General features: G+C 40.1%; 15 protein-coding genes. 13 read left to right on the top strand and 2 right to left on the bottom strand.

Translation table 11 applies throughout. The features are described from left to right. Window positions 1–80: 80 nt before the first annotated feature. The 4 genes from ACEQ81_RS17285 to ACEQ81_RS17270 all read left to right on the top strand — a co-directional run bounded on the left by ACEQ81_RS17285 (window position 81) and on the right by ACEQ81_RS17270 (window position 7,600). Window positions 81–4,505: a translocation/assembly module TamB domain-containing protein gene (locus ACEQ81_RS17285; protein WP_411032180.1), complete on the top strand. Its 4,425-nt coding sequence runs from the start codon at window positions 81–83 to the stop codon at window positions 4,503–4,505. Between the two features lie 158 nt (window positions 4,506–4,663). After that, window positions 4,664–5,650: a 6-phosphofructokinase gene (gene pfkA, locus ACEQ81_RS17280; RefSeq protein ID WP_411032179.1), complete on the top strand. Its 987-nt coding sequence runs from the start codon at window positions 4,664–4,666 to the stop codon at window positions 5,648–5,650. Window positions 5,651–5,673: 23 nt separating this feature from the next. Then, the gene (gene gap / locus ACEQ81_RS17275) at window positions 5,674–6,675 is read left to right on the top strand and encodes a type I glyceraldehyde-3-phosphate dehydrogenase (RefSeq protein WP_411032178.1); all 1,002 of its coding nucleotides are present in this window, start codon (window positions 5,674–5,676) and stop codon (window positions 6,673–6,675) included. A 73-nt stretch (window positions 6,676–6,748) separates the two neighbouring features. Further along, complete coding sequence (locus ACEQ81_RS17270) at window positions 6,749–7,600, top strand: N-acetylglucosamine kinase (protein ID WP_411032177.1); 852 nt, start codon at window positions 6,749–6,751, stop codon at window positions 7,598–7,600. Here the strand turns inward: ACEQ81_RS17270 and ACEQ81_RS17265 are convergent. Further along, window positions 7,593–7,973 (bottom strand): Rid family detoxifying hydrolase, encoded by a 381-nt coding sequence (locus ACEQ81_RS17265; protein WP_411032176.1) that lies wholly within the window; start codon window positions 7,971–7,973, stop codon window positions 7,593–7,595. The genes ACEQ81_RS17270 and ACEQ81_RS17265 overlap by 8 nt on opposite strands. A gap of 20 nt (window positions 7,974–7,993) precedes the next feature. Then, window positions 7,994–10,597 carry a putative LPS assembly protein LptD gene (locus ACEQ81_RS17260; protein WP_411032175.1) on the bottom strand — a complete coding sequence of 868 codons (2,604 nt, stop codon included), beginning with the start codon at window positions 10,595–10,597 and terminating at the stop codon, window positions 7,994–7,996. Window positions 10,598–10,829: 232 nt separating this feature from the next. Here ACEQ81_RS17260 and ACEQ81_RS17255 point away from each other — a divergent pair, with 232 nt between their 5' ends. From ACEQ81_RS17255 to ACEQ81_RS17215, 9 genes are all read left to right on the top strand, one after another. Next, on the top strand, window positions 10,830–12,260 hold the full coding sequence (locus ACEQ81_RS17255) for an N-acetylmuramoyl-L-alanine amidase (protein ID WP_411032174.1): 1,431 nt from the start codon (window positions 10,830–10,832) through the stop codon (window positions 12,258–12,260). 56 nt (window positions 12,261–12,316) lie between these two features. After that, entirely contained in the window at window positions 12,317–13,285 is a 969-nt protein-coding gene (locus ACEQ81_RS17250; RefSeq protein WP_411032173.1) for an MlaD family protein, read from the top strand. After that, on the top strand, window positions 13,286–14,608 hold the full coding sequence (locus tag ACEQ81_RS17245; protein WP_411032172.1) for a 4Fe-4S dicluster domain-containing protein: 1,323 nt from the start codon (window positions 13,286–13,288) through the stop codon (window positions 14,606–14,608). A gap of 21 nt (window positions 14,609–14,629) precedes the next feature. After that, on the top strand, window positions 14,630–15,421 hold the full coding sequence (locus ACEQ81_RS17240; protein ID WP_411032171.1) for a (Fe-S)-binding protein: 792 nt from the start codon (window positions 14,630–14,632) through the stop codon (window positions 15,419–15,421). A gap of 144 nt (window positions 15,422–15,565) precedes the next feature. After that, on the top strand, window positions 15,566–16,048 hold the full coding sequence (locus ACEQ81_RS17235) for an ABC transporter ATPase (protein WP_411032170.1): 483 nt from the start codon (window positions 15,566–15,568) through the stop codon (window positions 16,046–16,048). 93 nt (window positions 16,049–16,141) lie between these two features. Then, the gene (locus ACEQ81_RS17230) at window positions 16,142–19,054 is read left to right on the top strand and encodes a glycoside hydrolase family 3 N-terminal domain-containing protein (protein ID WP_411032169.1); all 2,913 of its coding nucleotides are present in this window, start codon (window positions 16,142–16,144) and stop codon (window positions 19,052–19,054) included. A 17-nt stretch (window positions 19,055–19,071) separates the two neighbouring features. Next, the gene (gene bshA, locus ACEQ81_RS17225) at window positions 19,072–20,214 is read left to right on the top strand and encodes an N-acetyl-alpha-D-glucosaminyl L-malate synthase BshA (protein ID WP_411032168.1); all 1,143 of its coding nucleotides are present in this window, start codon (window positions 19,072–19,074) and stop codon (window positions 20,212–20,214) included. A gap of 6 nt (window positions 20,215–20,220) precedes the next feature. After that, window positions 20,221–20,688: a hypothetical protein gene (locus ACEQ81_RS17220; RefSeq protein WP_411032167.1), complete on the top strand. Its 468-nt coding sequence runs from the start codon at window positions 20,221–20,223 to the stop codon at window positions 20,686–20,688. A 120-nt stretch (window positions 20,689–20,808) separates the two neighbouring features. Next, the gene (locus ACEQ81_RS17215; RefSeq protein ID WP_411032166.1) at window positions 20,809–21,975 is read left to right on the top strand and encodes an OmpA family protein; all 1,167 of its coding nucleotides are present in this window, start codon (window positions 20,809–20,811) and stop codon (window positions 21,973–21,975) included. Window positions 21,976–22,126 lie beyond the last annotated feature (151 nt).

Raw genomic sequence — 22,126 nt, 5'->3', positions numbered from 1 at the left:
TTGGTTGTACAAAAGTAAAACATAAAAGCCCTATCAAAAAATTAAGGAAAATACTGGTAAGATTACTTTTGGTTATCTTAATGATCATCGTATTGGGTTCTATAGTATTGTCCTTGCCCATAGTACAGACCAGCTTTGCCAAATACGCCACAGATTCCATAAACAAGGAGTTTGGCACCAATATAAATATAGAGCGCCTTCGTGTTTCCTTAATTACTTTAGATACTTCGCTTAGAGGTATTTATATAGAAGATTATAAAAAAGATACCCTTTTCTATATTGATCAGCTTACAACCTCTATCCTTAGTGCAAGGAATTTGGCCAATGGAAAATTGGAGTTTGGTGATATAGACGTTGAAGGACTCAATTTTAAACTAAAGACCTATGCCGGCGCTGACGACAACAATCTGGGTGTTTTTATAGATAAGTTAGACGATGGAAAACCACGGGAACCAGGAACCCCACCCTTCTTTTTTTCTTCTTCCGATGTAGAAATAGAGAAGAGTTGGTTTCGACTGATCGATGAGAATCTGGAAAACACAAAGACATTGGATTTTACGGATTTGCATATCCAGGCCGAGGATTTCCAAATACTTGGACCGGAAGTAACCACCGTTATAGAATCCTTGTCGCTTAAAAGTCAGGAAGGTCTAGAAATTGAGAAACTTGCAACTTCCTTTAAATACACCAAACAACAAATGCGGTTTGATTCGCTCAATATCCTTACACCAGAATCTAGCCTAAAGGGAAATCTAATCTTTAATTATAACAGGGAAGATTTTGCCAATTTTTTGGATAAGGTAAATGTAACGGCTTCGTTTGAAGAATCTACGGTGGCTTTGGACGAGATTAATTTGGTGTACAATCAATTTGGGAAGGGAAAAAAGGTTGCATTCTCATCCAACATCAATGGAGTGCTCAATGACCTGAACACCGAGGAGCTTTTTCTACAATCCGATAATACAGGTATCCGGGGCGATTTCAATTTTAAAAATCTTTTTAGTAAAGACGATCCGTTCGAGTTGAACGCGGATATGAAGAACGTTACATCGAGCTATTATCAGCTTAGGGCCCTACTGCCTAATATTTTGGGAAAATCCCTTCCTTCTTCCTTTCAGAAATTAGGACAGTTTACCATACGGGGGGATGCCGTTATCACCGAGAATTCCATTAATGCGCAGATTAACCTAAATACAGCTATAGGAAGTAGTTACTCTGATTTGGATCTTAGTGAGATCAATGATATTGACAATGCTTCTTACAAAGGATTTGTTTCTTTCATTGATTTTGACATTGGAGAATTTCTGAACGACCCAAGAATGGGAAAGACCAATTTAGATTTCAATGTGGAGGGAAGAGGTTTTGTACAGGAAAATCTGAATACGGAGGTAATCGGAGAGGTGTATTCGTTGGTTTTTAACCGTTATGAATACAAAAACCTCAAAGTTTCGGGTATCATTAAAGAACAGTTGTTCGATGGTACCGTGAATTGTAATGACGAAAACTTAAAGTTCGACTTTAAGGGATTGGCAGATTTTGGCGGAGGACGTCGCAATAGCTTCAATTTTATTGCGTCCGTAGCATATGCCGACCTTAAAAAGCTGAATTTCATAAACGATAGCATCTCCATATTTAAGGGCGATATCAATATGGATATTACCGGAAATTCATTGGATAATATCGTAGGGGATATTAAATTTTCCGAGACCAACTTCAAAAATATAAACGACACTTATTATTTTGAGGATTTTAAGGTGTCCTCCAATTTTGAGAACGATTCTACAAGAACCATAGATATTAATTCACCAGATATCATTACCGGGTTTATGAGAGGTAATTTTAAAGTGGGCGAACTGGGTAAATTGGTGCAAAATTCCATAGGTAGTATTTATACCAATTACAAGCCCTATGAGATTTCCGAGGGACAAAATCTGGCATTTAACTTCAAGATTTATAACAAGATCGTAGATGTATTTTTTCCTGAAGTGAAATTTGGCCCCAACACATTTATAAGGGGCAATATCATTGCCGATGAGGGAGATTTTAAGCTTACCTTCAAGTCGCCAAGCATAGCTGCTTATGGCAATGAACTAGACAATATAGATATAAAGGTCGATAATAAAAACCCCTTGTTCAACACCTTTGTTTCCGTACAGGATGTTTCCACATTGTATTATGACGTGCAAGATTTCAACCTTATAAACACTACCCTAAAAGATACCTTGTTCTTTAGGACGGAGTTTAAGGGGGGCAGTCTTTATGACGATAGCTATAACCTTAACTTCTACCATACGTTTAATGAGCAGAACAAATCCGTAATAGGATTAAAAACCTCGGATATAAGTTTTAAGGGCAACAAGTGGATACTAAACAAGGACGGAAATAGAAAGAACAAAGTTATCCTTAACAAGACCCTGGATAGCATTACTATAGAAGAAATAGTGATGAACAACAACCGGCAAGAACAAATTAGGTTGCGCGGACAACTCGCAGATTCTACCTACAAAGATCTTGAGCTTCAATTTAAAATTGTATCGCTCGATAAAATTACGCCAGCCATTGATAGTTTAAAATTACAAGGCGAGGTAAACGGTACCCTAAACATATTGCAGAAAGATAATATCTACCTACCCTCGTCCAATTTGGAAATTTCCGATTTTGCGGTCAATAGTATGCCTTTAGGTGATCTTTCCATTGGTATTGTAGGTAATAGGGATCTTACCGATTTTGTAGTGAACTCGCAAATTACCGATCAGGGAAGGGAGAAGTTCAGCGTCATCGGTAACATCACTAATAAAGGTAAAATTCCCAAGGCCAATTTGCTGGCTAATTTCAACGATTTTGAAATGGCACCTTTTAGTCCCTTGGGCGAGGGGGTAATTACTAAAATTCGTGGAAATATAAATGGTAGCGCCAGAATAACCGGCGATGTGGATAATCCTGATATCAGTGGATTGCTTACCCTTAATAATGCTGGTCTGGCCATACCGTATCTAAATGTGGATTATGGTTTTGCACCAAATTCGCGGGTACAATTGTTTAATCAGACCTTTTACTTTGAAAATATTGGACTCACCGATGTTGCCATGAACACAAGAGCCACCGTGGACGGTACAATAAACCATACTGCCTTTGGGGATTGGAATTTAGATTTGGATGTTAACACCAATAATGATAGGTTTCTAATTCTAAACACGGGGTTTGAGGAAGAAGTGTTGTACTACGGTACCGGCTTCTTTAATGGTACGGGAAGGGTGTTTGGGCCTACTACCGCACTGAATATAACCGTCGATGGATCAACGGCACGGGGCACTTCCCTAAAAATACCCCTTAGTGATGTTGCCAGTGTTGGGGATTATTCCTTTATTAATTTTATTGAACGAAACGATGTTAGGACCATAGAGGAACAACGTATCCTTAGGGACTATGAAGGGTTGGAACTGGCTTTTGACTTGGCGGTTACCCCCGATGCCGAAGTAGAAATTGTTGTAGACCCAAGGACAGGTAGCTCATTAAAAGGTACTGGGGAAGGAATTTTACTAATTGAGATAAACACCAATGGTAAATTTAATATGTATGGCGAATTTGTGGCCGTAACAGGAGAGTATAACTATAAATTTGGAGGTTTAATAGACCGGACGTTTTCCGTAAATCCGGGTGGAACCATTCTTTGGGAAGGAGACCCCCTTTCAGCACAATTGAATATGGAAGCCAAATACTCCTTAAACGCCAATCCTGCTCCGCTGCTGGACAATGCTGAATACACCCGAAGAATTCCTACCGATGTTGTGGTTAGGCTTACCGGGGAGTTGGAAAGACCCAATATAGATTTTAATGTAGATTTTCCCGGCACCAATTCCATAGTAAAATCTGAGCTCGAATATCGGTTGCAAGACCCTACGGTAGAAGAGCGTAATGCCTTTTTTCTATTGGCACAGGGAACTTTTGTAAATGAAAGAAGCGGTCTTAACCAACAGGCCGTTACCGGTAACCTTATCCAAACGGCATCGGGACTTTTAAACCAAGTGCTAGCGGGGGAAAATAGCAAATTGGACCTTGGTGTATCGTACGAACAAGGCTACTTGGATCCCAATGCGGATATACAGACAGAAAATAGGATAGGGGTTACCGTATCCACGAAAATAAGTGACAAGATCCTGTTCAACGGTAAGTTTGGTGTGCCGGTTGGTGGGGTAAGCGAAACAGTGGTGGCAGGGGATGTAGAGGTGCAGGTACTGCTCAACGAAGAAGGGACCCTACGTGCTAAGATATTCAATAGAGAGAACGAGATACAGCAGTTTTTAGCGGATAGGCAAGGATATACCCAGGGCTTGGGCCTTTCATATGAGGTAGATTTTGATAATTTTAAGGAGTTGATGGACAAAATTTTCAAAAGTAAATCCAAAAGGGAAGAGACCGCTCCTAAATCCGATCCAACCTCCAGATCCGTTATGGGAAAAGATAGCTTAATACAATTTTATCCAAAAACCGACGGGCGCGACTAATTTTCTATCTTTCGGGATTACTTTTTCCTCATAATTCTACGAATAAAATGAAAAATTGTTAACGAAAACGTTTGAAGTTTCCGATTCAACTAAAATAGCACCCTACGTCATACCTTTATTGGAATAAGTTTCCTAGTTTTACGCTCTTAAAATTTTTAATGGCTTCCAAAATAAAGAAAATAGCTGTTTTTACCTCGGGCGGCGATTCTCCGGGGATGAATGCTGCAATTAGAGCGGTGGTGCGTACGTGTGCCTATATGAAAGTAGCATGTGTGGCAGTTTACCGAGGATATGAAGGAATGATAGAGGGCGACTTTAAGCCAATGGATGCCAGAAGCGTAAATAATATCATCAATAAGGGAGGTACTATTCTTAAATCTGCCCGTTGTGAAGAATTTAGGACTGCGGAAGGCAGAAAGAAAGCGCACGAACAATTAATTAAGGAAGGGGTAGATGCTTTTGTGGTTATCGGTGGTGACGGCAGTTTTACAGGCGCCATTACCTTCAATAAAGAATATGATTTCCCGGTAATCGGTATACCTGGAACCATTGATAATGACATTTTTGGAACTACATACACCCTGGGTTTCGACACAGCCTTAAATACTGTGGTAGAAGCTATAGATAAGATTAGGGATACGGCAAGTTCGCATAACCGACTCTTCTTTGTTGAGGTTATGGGGCGAGATGTAGGGCATATTGCCCTGAATGTAGGAGTTGGGGCAGGTGCCGAAGAAATTTTGATCCCGGAAGAAAATCTCGGTCTGGAACGTTTGTTAGATTCTCTAAAGCGTAGCAAGAAATCAGGAAAATCTTCGAGTATCGTAGTAGTTGCCGAAGGTGATAAAATTGGAAAAAATGTCTTTGAACTCAAAGAGTATGTAGAAGAACATCTTCCCATTTACGACGTTAGGGTATCCGTTTTAGGCCATATGCAACGAGGAGGATCCCCTTCGTGCTTTGATAGGGTGTTGGCCAGTAGAATGGGGGTTAGGGCCGTTGAAGCACTGCTAGAGGGCAAAAGTAATCTGATGGTAGGCATACAAGACAACAAAATAACACTTACGCCTATAAGCAAGGCGATAAAGGGACATACAAAAATAGACAAGGAACTTATTAGAGTATCCGATATAATGACTACATAATTTTAATCAAAAAAAAAGTAAAGATGTCAAGTTTGAAAATAGGAATTAATGGATTTGGGAGAATTGGAAGGTTGGTTTTCCGTACAATTGTAAAGCGCGATAATGTGGATGTTGTTGCCATCAACGATTTGTTGGATGTGGAACATTTAGCATATCTATTGAAATATGATTCTGTACACGGAAAGTTTGAAGGTTCCGTTGAAGTTAGTGGAGGAAATCTTGTAGTAAATGGTAAGACTGTAAGAATTACGGCAGAGAGAGATCCTAAAAACTTAAAATGGGATGAAGTAGGAGCAGAGATCGTAGCCGAGTGCACCGGTATCTTTACAACCTTGGAAACAGCACAGTACCATATTGATGGCGGTGCCAAGAAAGTAGTTATTTCTGCGCCATCCAAAGATGCTCCAATGTTTGTAATGGGAGTTAACCATACCAGTATAAAAGCTTCCGATACCATTGTATCCAACGCCTCATGTACCACCAACTGTTTAGCGCCCATGGCCAAGGTATTAAATGATAGTTTTGGTATAGAAGAAGCATTGATGACCACAGTACATGCCACCACGGCAACTCAAATGACGGTAGATGGCCCTTCTAAAAAAGATTGGAGAGGTGGTAGAAGTGCTATGTTAAACATCATTCCGGCATCTACAGGAGCTGCGGTTGCAGTAACCAAGGTAATACCGGAACTTAAGGGAAAACTAACCGGAATGGCCTTTAGAGTACCTACGGCAGATGTTTCCGTAGTGGATTTAACCGTACGTCTAGAGAAAGAGACATCCTATGAAGAAGTAAAAAAGGCCTTCAAAGCGGCATCCGAAGGAGCGCTCAACGGAGTTTTGGGCTATACCGAAGAAGCCGTGGTATCCCAAGATTTTGTAAGCGATGCCCGTACCAGCATTTTTGATGCCGGTGCCGGAATTGAGCTGAATTCCAAATTTTTTAAACTTATTTGTTGGTATGACAATGAAGCCGGATTCTCTAATAAACTGGTAGACTTGGCACAATACGTAAACAACCTGTAATAGGTTAAAGTTCAAATACAGTCTGAAAGGGACCATATCAATGGTCTCTTTTGGATTTTTTTAATATAGGTCTATGATATTGATAGTTGATAGTGGCGCTACAAAATCCGATTGGATAGCCCTGGATGAGAAAGGAAACCAATTGTTTTTAACGCAAACGTTGGGACTAAGTCCGGAAGTGCTTACACGTGAGGTAATAGAGGATAGATTGGCTAATAATTTTGAACTTTCCAAAAATAGGGAGAAGGTAAAAGGCCTATATTTTTATGGTGCCGGATGTGGCACGGACCGTATGAAAAGATTTTTGAAAGGAATTTTCAGTGTCTTTTTCCCTAACGCCAAAGCCGATATAAAAGAAGATACTTTTGCCGCGGTATATGCAACTACAAAGATAGGAGAGCAAGGAATTGTTTGTATTTTGGGCACAGGGTCTAACTGTAGTTATTATGACGGACACCAACTATTTCAGAAGGTAATAGCCCTAGGTTATATACTTATGGACGACGGCAGTGGTAATTTTTTTGGTAGAAAGTTATTGCGCGATTATTATTTCCACAAAATTCCGCAATCTTTGGCCTTAAAATTTGAGAAAGAATACGACTTGGAAGCGGATGTTATTAAGGAAAACCTATACAAACAACCCAACCCTAATACATATTTGGCCACCTTTGCGCGTTTTCTAATAGAAAACAAAGATCATCCCTATTGCAAAGGAGTTATAGACAAGGGCTTTCAGCAATTTGTGAATAACAACATCATGCAATTTGAACTTGCCACCAAGGTTCCTATTAATTTTGTGGGTAGCATTGCCTATTTCTTAAGTGAAGAACTGACTACGGTTATTGAGCGTAACGATTTAATCATGGGTCAAATACGCAGACGCCCCATTGATGGCTTAATGGAATTTCACAGAGATACTATTTAACGGCGATCATAGAGATTTCCACATTTACGAACATAGGTAAATTGGCAACCTCCACAGTTTCCCTTGCTGGGGCTGTGGCAGCATCAAAATAGGCGCCATAGGCTTCATTTACCTGAGAAAATTGGTGCATATCCTTTACAAAGATTGAAGCCTTCACTACATTTTCAAAGGTCATACCTGCCTCATTCAAAATTGCCTTTATATTCTCCATGGATTGCCTTGTTTCGGCTTTGATATCTCCTTGTACTAGTTTTCCTGTGGCAGGATTCATAGGGGTTTGTCCGGAAACATATAGGGTATTTCCACTAAGAATTGCCTGATTGTAAGGACCTATTGGGTCTGGTGCATTGGAAGAAGTGATTATTTTTTTCATAGGATACTGTATTAAGAATGTTAGCGTTGACTTCTATTCTCCCATTTAAGGTCGCTGAGGATGGAGCTTTTTATCCCAATAAAAAAGTACCACCGTTCAAAACCGCCAAAAGGAGTCCAGTTAAAATTCATTCTAAAACTTTTTAAGTCTCGTTCAAAGCGTAACTGGGTTAAGGTAAAACCTTTGTTCTTAAAATCATAACCAGAGGAAGCACCTACCTTCCATCTAGGTGATAGGTCTACGTTGCCCGAAAACATTAGGGAATGATTGGTAAATTCATTTTGCCTGTTAGAATTACTATAGGTTACCGCATATTGTAACCTTAGATCCCAGGGTAATTTGGTGCCGTAATACGGGTTCTCAATATCATCGGAATCCTTGTCGTCCCGATCATTGAAACCACGTCCGTTTTCAAAATCGTTGGCCTTTCCAAAAAGATCATCGGTACGTCCTCCACTGGCAGCTACATAATCGTAGGGATCCTCCTCTTCCTCTTCGTCCTTTTTGTCCTTGTCGAATGTTTTACTGCTTAACGAATAACCTATATTCATTCTTGCAGAGGTTAACCTAAAAAGACTGCCTCCGTTATCAATATTAAAGGTATTTATTCTCCTACCATTGTTATCTATGGCATACGGATCTAGATTGGCTCCAAAGTTTATAGACATTTTATTGTCCAGTATTGTGGTACCCCCTGTAATATTAACAGGACTTATTCTTAAAGAATCTGCTTCAAAGTTGTACCCAGTGGAAACATTTAAATTACTCAAAATAGAAACTTTCTTAGGCTCCAAGGCCGTAGAATCCTTGTCGCGTACCTTGGCTTCCAAGGTATTGGCAATGGCAAAGCTCATGGCATTGGATTTTCCCAATCTTGGTGTGCCATACAAACTTCCCTGAAAACGGGTGAACTGCACATCCTCGCCAGTAACCGTGTTTAAATATTCGTCATAAAACTGATCAAAGGAGGGTGCATAGCCATAACTTATTGTTGGCCTCATCGTATGACGGATGGCTTGTATTTTTTTGTCCTCCCCAAAGACAAAGGTTCCGTATATCGTGGTGCCAATGCTGGTACTAAAACTATATTGGTTAAACCTATCAAAACCAGAAACGGTATCGCGCACAACTTGTTCCGTAGTGGAATCGAAACTTTGGTTTACGGTTTCCAAAGTCCAAACATCTTCATAAGATCCTCCAACGCTAACACTAAAGTATTTGGCTACCTTAAAGTTGGTGCTTATGGGGATACGGTGTCTTGCACCCACTCTGGCGTTGTCGAACATCCTTGCCGTTAGAAAATCCTCGTCGTTGGTAACGATACTATTTTGGGCATTTACGTCGTATTGAAAATTTATGTTTTGGATTATTCCCTTTTTAATACCATCGCGTTTTGCAAACGGAAAAATACGTTCCATACTAGCCTGCATGGTGGGCAACGTTAAGTTTACGACATCCGTTCTTGTATTCTGGTTATGCGTAGCGGTAAGGCTTAGATTCACAGAAGGATATTCTGGAAAGGTTTTGGAGTACGAAATGGACGAATTTAAACTGTTCACCTGTGTATTGGGCAAATTCTGTTGCAAAAGAGAATTGGTGAAGACGTTGCTGCTCCCCAAATTTACGGAAGCTGAAAGTCTGGAATTGGGATTGCTCTTAGGATCTTGGGTATGCGATATCTGAATCTGGTAACTGGTACTTCTGCTAAAATCATCGAACCCTTTTTGGCTAGTAACAATATTTTCAAAACTAAAATATATCCTTCCTCTGTATTTATATCGTTTGGCATACAGACTTTGGCCCCGAACGCCATAACTTCCGTTGGTATAAAAATCTCCCGAGAGGGAGAAATCAAAATTATCGTTTATAGGTATGTAATAACCCCCATTTTGAAGAAAATAACCTCTATTGGGGTCGTTTCCGAAAGTGGGGAAAATTAAGCCTGCGGTACGTCCTGTGGTAAGCGGAAAATAGGCAAAAGGTAAAGCTATGGGTGTGGGTACATCCACCAGATAAAGATTACTGAAACCTGCAATTACTTTCTTTTTAGGTACAAATTTGGCCTTTTTAACCCGTATATAGTAGTCTGGGTCTATAGTATCTTTAGAGGTAGTTAGTTTTCCTTCACTTAAAAAATAGACCGAGTCGTTTTCTTTTTTGGTGATCTCGGCATACACCTTCATGGCGTCACTACCCAGTTGTCCCAAACCGGCCTGCTGTTCAGTACGCGAGTTCCAAATAAGTGCTTTTTGGGTATCAAAATTAAACCGGATAGAATCTGGTATTACCACATTGTTACCCTGTTTAAAATAGGGTATTTGCGTATAATTACCCAAAGAATCCTTAATGCGCCCGGCATATACCTCGTTCTTTATGTAATCCATAATAATGATACCGGCCTTTAATTCGGTATCCTGATAGTATATTTCCGCCTCGTTGTACAGGTATATCTTTTGGTCTTTTTGACTTAGCTTTACGTAATCTTTGGCCTTGTACTTTATTTTGTCCAATAACAATGGCTTTTCGCCATTTAAGGAATCTGCCGCTACGGAATCTACCGCCGTGGTATCTCTTATAATATTTGGAGGCAACGTTGGTGCAACAATAGAATCCTGAACGGCCATAATCGGCAATGGTTTAATAAGATCCTCCTGTGCCAAAAGGGAAACTGTACCAAACGATAGTAGTAATAGGAAAAGTAAATAATGTTTGTTTGATTGCAAAGCTATAAATCCTATTTTTGTAAAGGTTTGGCTTAGTTTTTGGAACCCAAACTTACATATATTTTTTATTCCGTTCGTAGGGTATTACAATAAATTTAACCAATGACAAAAGCAATAAAATTCTAATGTTGATATGAAAATGAAACTGTTTTATATAATTCCCGTTTTTATATTGACCTGTCTGTTGATATCCTTTAGCAAAAATGATACCGAGAACGGCCCGGCAGATAAGTTTATTGTGGTATTGGATGCAGGCCACGGCGGACATGATCCTGGAAATCTTGGAAACGGCTATTTAGAGAAAAATATAGCCCTTAGTATTGTTCTTAGAGCCGGGGAACTTTTAGCGAAAAACCAGGACATAGAGGTAATCTATACCAGAAAGGACGATACCTTCATAGATCTTTTTGTGCGCGGAGAGATTGCAAACAAGGCCAATGCGGATCTTTTTGTCTCGGTACATTGCGATTCGCACACCTCGGATGCCCATGGGGCGGGTACCTTTGTTTTGGGCCTGCATGCCAACAAACAGAATTTTGAAATAGCAAAGAAGGAAAACTCGGTTATCTATCTAGAGGATAACTACGAGATAAGGTATGCCGAATATGATATCAACTCCCCGGAATCGGTTATTGGCTTAACCATTATGCAAGAAGAGTTTCTAGATCAGAGCATTATGTTGGCCAAGATGATGCAAGATAATTTCTCAAATAAGCTTAAAAGAAATAACAGGAAGGTAAAGCAAGCGGGTTTTATTGTATTGCATCAAACCTTTATGCCAAGCGTACTTATAGAGACAGGTTTTCTCACCAACAAAGATGAGGGACAGTACCTAAATTCCAAAACAGGTCAGTCCCAAATGGGAAAGGCCATAGCAGACGCTATAGTGGAGTATAAGAACAATATAAAATCCAATACAACCAGCGCATCACCTCGGAATGTGCCAGAACCTGCTACTACTGAAAGTAAACCAGCAGAAACCAAGCCAATAGTAGAGACGCCTAAAGAAGTAGTGGTTGCCACTACGGAAAGTAAAAAGCCGGTATTGGAACAACCTAGCGAAGAAGCTAAGGAGGATACGGCAAAAGAAGCGGTTGCCCGGAAAGAAGAAAAGCCGGAACCCCTAAAAGAAGTAGCCACAAAACCCAAACCCAAACCTCCAGTGGCTGTGGTGGAAAAACCTAAACCTAAGGCGTCGGTAGAAGCCGTCACTACAAAAACTGCGGAAGAAGAACCCGCTGCCAAAACCAATAAACCGGCAGTAGCTACCGGTACTCAGAAAACGACAAATATCAAAGATGATATTGTCTTTAAGGTGCAGATTTTGGCCAGCTCCAAGGATCTTCCTTTGCGAGCAGAAGATTTTAGAGGACTCAATAGATTATCAAAAGAGCCCTACAAAAACCTATATAGATATATGTACGGTAGTGTTAAGACCCATTTTGAGGCTACCCTGTTAAAATCCAATGCCGATGCAAAAGGGTATACCAGCTCCTATATTGTTGCGTATAGACAGGGTAAAAGAATAGAGTTATCCGAAGCGCTAAAATACGTTTCAGAATAATAGTCACTCTTCTAAAAATTATTTCTAATTTTGTTTAGAACAGAAAAAAGATCCTTTTGAAACTATCCAGGGAAATTAAGACTGGGATTATCGTTATAAGCGGGATCCTATTGTTTATCTTAGGCTTTAGCTATTTAAAATCTACCCCACTTTTTGATGACAGTAAAGTTTTCTACGCGGTATATGACCATGTGGGAGGCCTGCAACCTGGAACACAGGTATCTATAAATGGTTTTGGAGTGGGCAAGGTGCAGCATATTAGATTTAAGGATAGGGAGGGTAATTTACTGGTTACCTTTTCAGTTGATAATAGTTTTGAGTTTTCCAAAAACAGTAAGGCAGAACTCTATGACACCGGAATCATTGGAGGCAAGGGGATTCAGATTAAACCGGTTTTTGATGGTGCAGCCTTGGCCAAGTCTGGGGATACCTTGCCAACAGAAACAAAACCAGGCCTTACGGAACTGGTACAACAGAATTTGGCACCTTTACAATTAAAGATAGAGGGGGCCGTGGGCCATGCTGATTCCTTATTAATAAATTTTAATGAAATATTAGACGATAAAACCAAAAGAGATCTACGGGAGAGTATTGGCGGGCTCAATACGTTGGTACAAAGTTTTCAGGGTAGTGCCAATACCCTTAACGAATTATTGGCCAATAATAAGTCCCAACTAGATAGTTCCATTACAAACATAAACCACATTACCAATAACTTTTCAAAACTATCGGATTCTTTGGCAGGCGCAGGGTTGGCAAAGACCATGCGTAGTTTGGAGTCTACGGTAGGCAATTTGGATATTCTTCTAGCCAAGATTGAAAAAGGGGAAGGTTCCCTAGGGAAGCTGATGCATAATGAAGAGTTGTATGTTAACCTTGCCAATGCTTCCAAGGAGTTAGACCTGCTGCTTCAGGACTTTCGCTTAAACCCAAAGCGTTATGTTAACGTATCGGTATTTGGCAAAAAGCAGAAAGAATATGTGGTACCCGAAAATGATCCTGCGCAGCAATTAGAAAAACAATAGATGGATTACCTCCCCAACATCTTATTTACCATAATACTGCTTGCCGGTATAGCTTTTTTTGTAAAAAATGTACGAAGGCTTTCCCGAAATATAAAAGTGGGAAAATCAATAAGTATAACCGATAACAAATCGGAACGGTTAAAAAACATGGCTAGGATAGCCATTGGGCAATCCAAAATGGTTGTTAGACCGGTAGCGGGGATACTCCATATTTTAGTGTATGTAGGGTTTATCATCATTAATATTGAAGTGTTGGAAATCATCATTGATGGTATTTTTGGTACCCACCGCATTTTTGCCCCTTTAGGAATGGCTTATGACTTGCTGATAGGTGCTTTTGAAATTTTGGCGCTTCTTGTGATTGTTGCCGTGGTCCTATTTTGGTTACGAAGGAATATTATCCGGTTAAAACGTTTTATAAAGCCAGAGATGAAAGGTTGGCCAAAGCAAGATGGTAACCTTATCCTGTATATAGAATTGGTGCTAATGCTCTTGTTTCTTACCATGAACGGGGCAGATTATCAATTGCAACAAATGGGTGCGGAACATTATACCCAAGCAGGAATGTTCCCTGTAAGTCAGTTTATATCTGGTATGTTAGGCGATATGTCTACTGCTTCTTTGATTGTTTTGGAACGGATTGCCTGGTGGTTGCATATTGTGGGAATACTCTTCTTCCTCAATTACCTTTATTATTCTAAACACCTCCATATTTTATTGGCATTCCCGAATACTTATTATGGAAAACTAAAACCAAAAGGTCAGTTAGAAAATCTGGAGGCGGTTACCAAAGAGGTACGCTTAATGATGGACCCTTCTGCAGATCCTTTTGCCGCACCAGCCGAAGATGCGCCGGTACCTGAAAAATTTGGGGCTTCGGACGTAATGGATTTGACCAGGATACAATTACTTAACGCCTATACATGTACCGAATGTGGTAGATGCACCAGCGAATGTCCGGCCAATATTACCGGTAAGAAATTATCGCCGAGAAAAATAATGATGGACACCCGCGATAGGCTAGAGGAAGTTGGCAAAAACATGGAGGCCAATAAAGGAGAATTTGTTGCAGATGGAAAGCAACTTTTGGGAGATTATATCAGTCATGAAGAGCTATGGGCCTGTACGTCTTGTAATGCATGTACGGAAGCCTGCCCGGTAAGCATAGACCCCTTATCCATAATCATGGATATGAGGCAGTATTTGGTAATGGAGCAGTCCGCTGCGCCCATGGATTTGAATAATATGATGGGGAATATAGAAAATAATGGAGCACCTTGGCCTTTTAATCAGATGGATAGGCTTAATTGGGCAAACGAATAATAATGAAAAGCAAGGACACATATGGGCAGTGAGATTAAAGTACCTACCATGGCCGAACTTTTTGCGGCCGGTCAGCAACCGGAGGTATTATTCTGGGTGGGTTGTGCAGGAAGTTTTGATGATAGGGCAAAAAAAATTACCAAAGCATTTGTAAAAATTTTGAATAAAGCACAGGTAAGCTTTGCGGTTCTTGGTACTGAGGAAAGTTGTACGGGAGACCCGGCAAAACGATCTGGAAATGAATTTTTGTTCCAAATGCAGGCGGTTACCAACATTGAGGTAATGAACGCCTATGAGGTTAAAAAAATAGTTACGTCTTGCCCACACTGTTTCAATACCATTAAAAATGAGTATCCAGGTCTGGGTGGTAACTATGAGGTAGTGCATCATACAACATTCCTAAAACAATTGGTGGAAGAAGGCAAAATTGGCTTGGAGGGAAATCATTTTAAAGGAAAACGTATTACGTATCACGATCCTTGCTATTTGGGAAGGGCCAACAATATCTACGAAGCACCCCGCGATCTAATTAAAAAGCTGGATGCAGAGCTTACGGAGATGAAGAATTGTCGTAAAAAAGGACTATGCTGTGGTGCTGGTGGTGCGCAAATGTTCAAAGAACCCGAAAAAGGGGAGAAGGATATTAATGTAGAACGCACAGAGCAAGCACTGGAGACACAACCAGAAATTATCGCTGCCGCTTGTCCTTTCTGCAATACCATGATGACCGATGGGGTTAAGAACAAGGAAAGGGAGAATTCCATTGCCGTTATGGATATTGCCGAGCTTATTGCGCAGGCCGAAGACCTTTAAGGTAATAGCATCCAAAACTTTATTGCTAATCGTACTAAAACGGGTACGTTCCTGTAGACAAAAATATATTGAACCATTAGAAAAGGCATGGCTATTGCAGGGTGGTTACTAAACTAATAAAACAATCAGTATTAAAAAGTAAATATGTTAACAGCATTTGAAAAATTACCGGATACTTCTAGAGTATGGATATACCAAGCGAGTAGAAGTTTTGATGAAAAGGAATTAGGGGAGATAAGAGAGGCATTGGACACCTTTATCCAGGATTGGACGGCCCATGGGAGCCATTTGGAAGCAGGTTATGAAATAAGGTACAAACGCTTTATAATATTGGCTCTAGACAACACTATTACAGGTGCTTCCGGATGCTCCATAGATGCTTCTGTACATTTTATACAGTCTTTGGAAAAGAAGTACAAGGTAGATTTATTGGATAAAATGAATGTTTCCTATAAGCAAGGCGACTATATAGCCTACAAGGGGTTGACCGATTTTAAAAAGATGGCAAGACAAAAAGCGGTTTCCAGAAATACCATAGTGTTCAATAATTTGGTGACCAATAAACATGAATACCTTCACCATTGGGAAGTACCTGCCGAAGAAAGTTGGCATGCCCGTTTTATGTAGCAGCAGCGCGGTATACCCTTATTATCATTAGTAAAGTCGTTGAAATGCAATAATAGTTTTTGTTTTAAGTTACTATCATAGTAATTTTTATTTATGAGATTAAAGCTACTTTTTAGCCTATTTTTTCTAAGCTTATTTTTTGTCAGGGGTCAGGCAGACCCTTTGATGACACAAGATAGCTTGGCACAGCAAGAATGGGTAGATACAATTTTTAAATCCATGTCCCTGGAAGAAAAGCTAGGACAACTTTTTATGGTAAGCGTAGCTTCCGAACAGGGAAGCAGTAGTACCGATAAAATCAAAAAATTAATCCAAGATCACAAAATTGGAGGTGTAATCTTTTCCAAAGGTGGCCCATTAAAACAAGCCAAACTTACCAATGACTATCAAGCAGCATCCAAAATACCCTTGCTTATTGGTATGGATGCCGAATGGGGACTTGCCATGCGATTGGATTCTACCTACGCCTTTCCTTGGAATATGACCCTGGGTGCTATTCCCTATGATACCATTGTAGAAAGTGTAGGGCATCAAATAGGGAAACATGCCAAGCGTATGGGAGTACATATAAACTTTGCACCCGATATCGATATTAACATCGACCCAAGAAATCCCATTATTGGAAATCGTTCTTTTGGTGAAGATAGAGAGAACGTAACAAGAAAAGGGATTGCCTTTATGCATGGTATGGAGCGTGCGGGCGTGCTTTCTTGTGGAAAACACTTTCCAGGACACGGGGATACTGCAGTGGATTCCCATAAGGCCCTACCTCTGCTAGATCTGTCGATGGAACGTTTGGACAGTATTGAGTTGTATCCTTACAAAGGCTTAATAGCGGAAGGTTTAAGCAGTGTAATGGTAGCACATTTAAATGTGCCTAGCCTGGAAGAGCGAGAGGGTTACCCTTCTTCCTTATCAGAAAATATTATATCGGATCTTTTACAGAAAAAATTAGGATTTAAAGGGCTAGTATTTACAGATGCCTTAAATATGAAAGGTGTGTCCAATTATGCAGACGCCGGCGAGGTAGAGTTGGCCGCCCTACTTGCGGGTAACGACATGCTGCTAATGCCCTTGGATGTGGAGCGGGCAAAAAACAAACTTGCAGTAGCATATGCAAGCGGAGTACTTAGCGAGGAACGGTTGGCACATTCGGTAAAAAAGATTCTTAAGGCCAAGTACAAAGCAGGACTGCATCAATACAAGGACATCGAAACCGAAGGGTTGTACGAAGATCTCAATAGTTTGGAGAACGATCTGATCTATGAAAGGGCAATAGAAAATGCAATTACCGTCCCAAAAAATGATTTTTCGTTAATGCCGATAAAAAAATTGGAAAATAAAAAAATCGCCTACGTAAAGTTTGGCGATGCCGATGGGGACCATTTTTTAACCATGTTAAAAAAATATGCCTCGGTAACGGAAGTAAAAGGTAAAGATATTGTTACCCTAAAACGCAACTTGTCCAAGTTTAACTTGGTCATAATTGGCCATCATAAAAGCAATGAAAGTCCTTGGAAATCCTATAAATTTTCGAAGAACGAACTGTTCTGGTTACAAGAAATTGCGCGTGCTAGAACCTCAAATGTTATTCTCACTGTTTTTGCAAAACCGTACGCCCTGTTAGACGTGGTTTCCTTTACAGGAATAGATGGCTTGCTGGTGGCTTATCAAAATAGTAAGTTGGCGCAGGAAAAGGCGGCGCAGGTATTATTTGGAGCAGTTGGGGCCAATGGAATATTGCCAGTGACTGCCAATACGGTACTTCCGATAAACACAAGTGTTACATTAAAATCCCTATCCCGTTTGGGGTATAGTTTCCCAGAACAGGTGGGTATAAGTAGTTCAAAACTGGCAAGGGTAGATGAACTTGTAAAGAACGGGCTCGATTCTTTGATGTACCCCGGAGCGCAAGTACTTGTTGCGCGTAAAGGCAAGGTCATTTATAACAAAGGTTTTGGCAAACCTACCTATGATGCCAAGGAAGAAATACGGACAGATCATATCTATGATTTGGCTTCACTTACCAAAATATTGGCCACTTTGCCCATGATAATGAAAATGGAGGAAGAAGATAAAATAGCCCTGAACACAACTTTCAAGGAGCTAATGCCCGCCTATGCAGAATCCGAGTTAAAAAATGTTACCGTACTCAAAGCCCTGTCTCATTACGGCAGACTCCCGGCATGGATAGCCTTTTATTTGGATACTTTAGATAAAAAGAGGAGGCCATCGAGCGAGTTTTATAGGGATTCGCCTTCGGATGGATTTTCTATTCGGGTAACGGACAAATTATACCTCACAAACGCCTTTCAAGATTCCATTTATAATAGAATTGGTAGACAAGACCTAAAATCCAATCGGTATCGTTATAGCGATATTGCTTATTATGTGCTTAAAAAATATATAGAGGATACTTATAAAACCCGTTTAGATCGGCTTGCCGATGATTTTCTGTACAAACGTATAGGGGCCAGCAGAACCAGCTATAATCCCTTAGAAAAGTTTCCTAAGAACAATATAGTTCCGTCGGAAGTGGATAACTATTATAGGTACCAAACCGTTCAGGGTTATGTGCATGATATGGGAGCGGCAATGCAGGGAGGTATCGGCGGTCATGCTGGTTTGTTCAGCACGGCCAATGACGTTGGCAAGATTATGCAAATGTACTTGCAAGGAGGATATTATGGCGGCGAACGGTTCTTGGATGCCAGAACTATTAAAAAATTCAATACCTGTTATTTCTGTGATAAGAACGTTAGAAGAGGGGTTGGGTTTGATAAACCCCAAATAAAGGACAAAGGGCCAACCTGTGGATGTGTATCCCGACAGAGCTTTGGACATAGTGGTTTTACCGGTACCTACACCTGGGCAGATCCCGATGAAGAGTTGGTTTACGTATTTCTATCCAACAGAACATATCCCTCAGCATCCAATACACTTTTAGTTAAATCTGGGTTAAGAACCCGCATTCAACAAGCTATTTACGATGCCATTATAAATTAATTGGTAGCTTTGTAATAATGAAAATAGCCATTGTATGTTATCCTACCTTTGGAGGTAGCGGTGTAGTTGCCACGGAACTTGGAATAGCCTTGGCCAATAGGGGCCATGAAGTACATTTTGTAACCTATAAACAGCCGGTTCGTTTAGAGTTGTTGAGCAATAGGATACACTTCCATGAAGTACATGTTCCCGAATATCCCTTATTTCACTACCAACCTTACGAGTTGGCATTGTCTAGTAAATTGGTAGATACCATAAAACTGTTCGGAATAGAACTTTTACATGTGCATTATGCCATTCCGCACGCTTATGCCGGGTTTATGGCAAAAAAAATATTGGAACAAGAAGGTATTTATATTCCGATGATTACCACCTTGCACGGTACCGACATTACTTTGGTAGGAAACCACCCGGTGTATAAGCCCGCGGTAACCTTTAGTATAAATAGTTCTGATGTAGTTACATCGGTTTCCGACAATCTTAAAAAGAATACCCTAGAGCTTTTCGATATTCGTAAAGAAATTGAGGTTATACCAAACTTCATAGATAAGACCAAGTATAGTACTAGTTTTACTGACTGCCAGCGCTCCCTGATGGCCACGGATGAGGAACGAATCGTTACTCACATAAGTAATTTTAGAAAGGTAAAACGTATCCCTGATGTTATCCAGATTTTTTATAGAATTCAGCAAGAGATCCCGGCAAAATTGATTATGGTAGGGGAAGGGCCAGAAAAGGAAAAGGCCGAATTGTTGAGCGAACAGTTGGGCATAGCGGATCGTGTAGTATTTTTGGGCAATAGTAATGAAATAGATAGGATATTGTGTTTTTCCGATTTGTTCTTGTTGCCTTCGGAATCTGAAAGTTTTGGGTTGGCGGCTTTAGAAGCCATGATCAATAAAGTAGCTGTTATTTCTAGTAATACAGGGGGGATACCAGAGGTAAATCGCCATGGAATTACCGGTTTTTTAAGCGATATTGGTAACATTGATGAAATGGCCAAGAATGCCTTGAAAATTCTTAGGAATGACAGTGTTTTGGAAGAATTTAAAGAGAATGCCGCAGAAGTGGCATTGGAATTCGATATATTGAATGTACTGCCACTTTATGAGGCCGTCTATGAGAAGGCATACAGGGCTCGCTACAAAAACTCTTATTAGAAAGTGATGAAACAACTTTTACTTTGCATAGCGTTGTTGGCGACGGCCTGTAAAAGCCAACAGAACAGTGCTGCCGTAAAAACTGGTAAGGAATCTGCCGATAACTTGGAATTGCTATTACAAGACGGCTATGCCGGAATAACGGAAGCAGCTTTTATGGTGGTAAAAGATCAAAAAACATTAAAGGGGTTTTATTCAAAGATAAATAGGACACGCAAGCCTGGCATAGTACCTCCATACATCGATTTTAATAAAGAACTTGTAGTTATATTCTGTAATGGGGAGACCTCTGAAAATATGCTTCCGAGCCTCTTCATTGATACGGAAACAGATGGGGAATTGATTTTAGGTGTAAAACCCCTTAAGAACCTTAAAACCCCCACTAAGGCTATGGTTACAAGTCCTTTCTGTATATATAAAATACCATTGACCGAAAAACAGATCAGTTTAACGAACCACAAGGTTTCGGAGTAGGCCAAAGTTTCCCCTTTTTGTACCATCTGTCGGATTTTACTACACTTAATAGTACTTTGTTCATGAAGCTCTAGTTTGGCGATAACTTTGCCCTAGGTAAATCCCAAATTTTAGTTCGTTATGAAATTCTACAAAATTACATTGCACGTATTGATCGTTTTGATGGTAAATCAACTTTCATCACAAGATTTACAGTTAACAGCAAAAGATAGTATAATAAAGCGTTCCTGGATCGTAGGGCTTGGTTTTAATGCTGTGGACGATTCCGGTGATGCTTTCAACGATTTTACAACAATTAAGGATCAATGGAACGCAGTACCGTTTCCCTCTAGGTTAAGTATTGGCAGGTATTTTAAGAGTGGAATAGGGTTAGAGGCCATTGCCACGTATAACCGATATAAAGAAGGTAATATTGTGGATAACGCCATAAACATGGAGGATAAAGATTATTTTGGGTTAGATGCCAGATTAAGCTATGATTTGAACAAGATTATTGGCGAAACAGGGTGGTTTGATCCATATATAGGTGCCGGCTTGGGATATACCGATGCCAATGATATTGGACGTGGCACCTACAATGCCGTTGTTGGATTCAGAACTTGGTTTTCAGATCGATGGGGATTGGATTTTAACTCTAGCGGTAAATGGGCCTTTGGAAATGACGTTACAAACCACATACAGCATGCAGCCGGGGTGGTCTATCAATTTGAAACAGAAAAAGGCCTGACCAAGAAAGGGCAGGAAAAATTAGCGCTCATAGAAGCCTTGGAAAAGGAAAATCAACGCGTGGCAGATTCCACCGCACTGGCAAAAAAGGCAGAAGAAGAGGCTAAAGCACTGGCAGAACAACTTGCTAGGGAAAAAGAGAGAAAAGAAGCAGAGGAGCAAGCACGCTTGGCAGCCCAAAAAAGAATACAAGACATTGAAAACCAGGTAAAGGCCTTGGGTTATGTATATTTTGATTTAAATTCTTCTTATTTAAGCAAAGAATATAAAGGATTACTAGATCAACTGTATGCCATTATGCAAGAGAACCCGACCCTTATCATAAAAGTAACTTCGCACACCGATGCTAGGGGTACCGACAAATATAATGTTTGGCTCTCCGAAAGACGCGTAAAACAAACGATGGATTATTTGTTTACAAAAGGGATTACAGAAGATAAACTGCAAGGGGAGGCTTTTGGCGAGGAAAAACTGACCAATGAATGCAAAGATGGGGTTTATTGTTCCGAAGAAAAACATAGAAAGAACAGAAGGTCAGAGTTTATTGTAGTTAAAGTATAAGGTTTTGTTCAATAACCTTGGTATTTCAAGTTACTTTTGACTCAATTAAATTTATTGCGAAAAGTATAAAAACTGTTCATATCTTGTACCTAAGTACTTTTAAAACCCATAGTCCCAGTTCGTTTTAAATTTCTTGGAGCAACAAATTAAG

This window comes from Spongiimicrobium sp. 3-5 (assembly GCF_046557915.1).
Lineage (GTDB): Bacteria > Bacteroidota > Bacteroidia > Flavobacteriales > Flavobacteriaceae > JBHEBG01.
The sequence above is the reverse complement of the archived record's forward strand: the minus strand, read 5'-3'. Positions and strand labels throughout refer to the sequence as shown.

Excerpts from the sequence above, each read along its gene's own strand:
- ACEQ81_RS17240 (WP_411032171.1), top strand. The coding sequence starts at position 14,630 with ATGGGCAGTGAGATTAAAGTACCTACCATGGCCGAACTTTTTGCGGCC.
- ACEQ81_RS17285 (WP_411032180.1), top strand. The coding sequence starts at position 81 with ATGATCATCGTATTGGGTTCTATAGTATTGTCCTTGCCCATAGTACAG.
- bshA (WP_411032168.1), top strand. The coding sequence starts at position 19,072 with ATGAAAATAGCCATTGTATGTTATCCTACCTTTGGAGGTAGCGGTGTA.
- ACEQ81_RS17245 (WP_411032172.1), top strand. The coding sequence starts at position 13,286 with ATGGATTACCTCCCCAACATCTTATTTACCATAATACTGCTTGCCGGT.
- ACEQ81_RS17235 (WP_411032170.1), top strand. The coding sequence starts at position 15,566 with ATGTTAACAGCATTTGAAAAATTACCGGATACTTCTAGAGTATGGATA.
- ACEQ81_RS17220 (WP_411032167.1), top strand. The coding sequence starts at position 20,221 with ATGAAACAACTTTTACTTTGCATAGCGTTGTTGGCGACGGCCTGTAAA.
- ACEQ81_RS17255 (WP_411032174.1), top strand. The coding sequence starts at position 10,830 with ATGAAAATGAAACTGTTTTATATAATTCCCGTTTTTATATTGACCTGT.
- ACEQ81_RS17265 (WP_411032176.1), bottom strand. The coding sequence starts at position 7,973 with ATGAAAAAAATAATCACTTCTTCCAATGCACCAGACCCAATAGGTCCT.
- gap (WP_411032178.1), top strand. The coding sequence starts at position 5,674 with ATGTCAAGTTTGAAAATAGGAATTAATGGATTTGGGAGAATTGGAAGG.
- ACEQ81_RS17215 (WP_411032166.1), top strand. The coding sequence starts at position 20,809 with ATGAAATTCTACAAAATTACATTGCACGTATTGATCGTTTTGATGGTA.
- ACEQ81_RS17270 (WP_411032177.1), top strand. The coding sequence starts at position 6,749 with ATGATATTGATAGTTGATAGTGGCGCTACAAAATCCGATTGGATAGCC.
- ACEQ81_RS17260 (WP_411032175.1), bottom strand. The coding sequence starts at position 10,597 with ATGGCCGTTCAGGATTCTATTGTTGCACCAACGTTGCCTCCAAATATT.
- pfkA (WP_411032179.1), top strand. The coding sequence starts at position 4,664 with ATGGCTTCCAAAATAAAGAAAATAGCTGTTTTTACCTCGGGCGGCGAT.
- ACEQ81_RS17230 (WP_411032169.1), top strand. The coding sequence starts at position 16,142 with ATGAGATTAAAGCTACTTTTTAGCCTATTTTTTCTAAGCTTATTTTTT.